Raw genomic sequence first — 653 nt, forward strand, 5'->3', positions numbered from 1 at the left:
AAAAAAGAGTATCTTCCTCGGGGGTGTACGGGTTGGGATTGAAATGGAATACAGAGCTCAAAAAGAAATCAAAAGGACTTGAGAGCCTTTCTAAGACGTTTGAGAGCCGTTTAAAGCTTTCAAATGACTTGAAGCACATAAAAGCATATAAAAAGCCATACAAGCCCTCACAAGAGCGTTAAAAGGATTCTAGGAGGTAAAGAAGAGGAAGAACAAGTAAACTCCCTAAGAAGGATTGTATGCGCCTTCTGACGTCAGTGAAGATAAGGTGAATGAATGGAATCGAAAAATGGAACGACATGAAAGACAACAGAGGAATCGAAATCGGGGAATGGAAAGATAAAAAACCTCCTGCGTTGAGCAGGAGGTTTTTTATGGTTTTTAACGAAATTTTTGCGAAGCGAAAATGAGTTTTTTCTTATCTCGATACATATAGAAATAACAAGATTTTTCGAAATTGCCATGAACCCTTGGTGTGAAAGGGTTTGAAGTGGTTTTAAGTGTTGAAAGAAAAATATACAAAAAAATCCCAGTATGGTAAGATTAGATTGTCGAGAAATAACCAAACCATTAGGGATTTTTTTACTCCCTTATGGCGAACAGAAGGGAGATTTTTATTAACATATGTGTACCCATAATAACATGGATTTAGA

1 protein-coding gene is annotated in these 653 nt (G+C 36.6%); it reads left to right on the forward strand.

The features are described from left to right. The coding region (locus D1606_RS18915; RefSeq protein WP_233548171.1) for a hypothetical protein at nucleotides 1–182 on the forward strand (182 nt) is incomplete at its 5' end. Between the last annotated feature and the right edge of the window lie 471 nt (nucleotides 183–653).

It is taken from the genome of Rummeliibacillus sp. POC4 (genome assembly GCF_003576525.1).
Lineage (GTDB): Bacteria > Bacillota > Bacilli > Bacillales_A > Planococcaceae > Rummeliibacillus.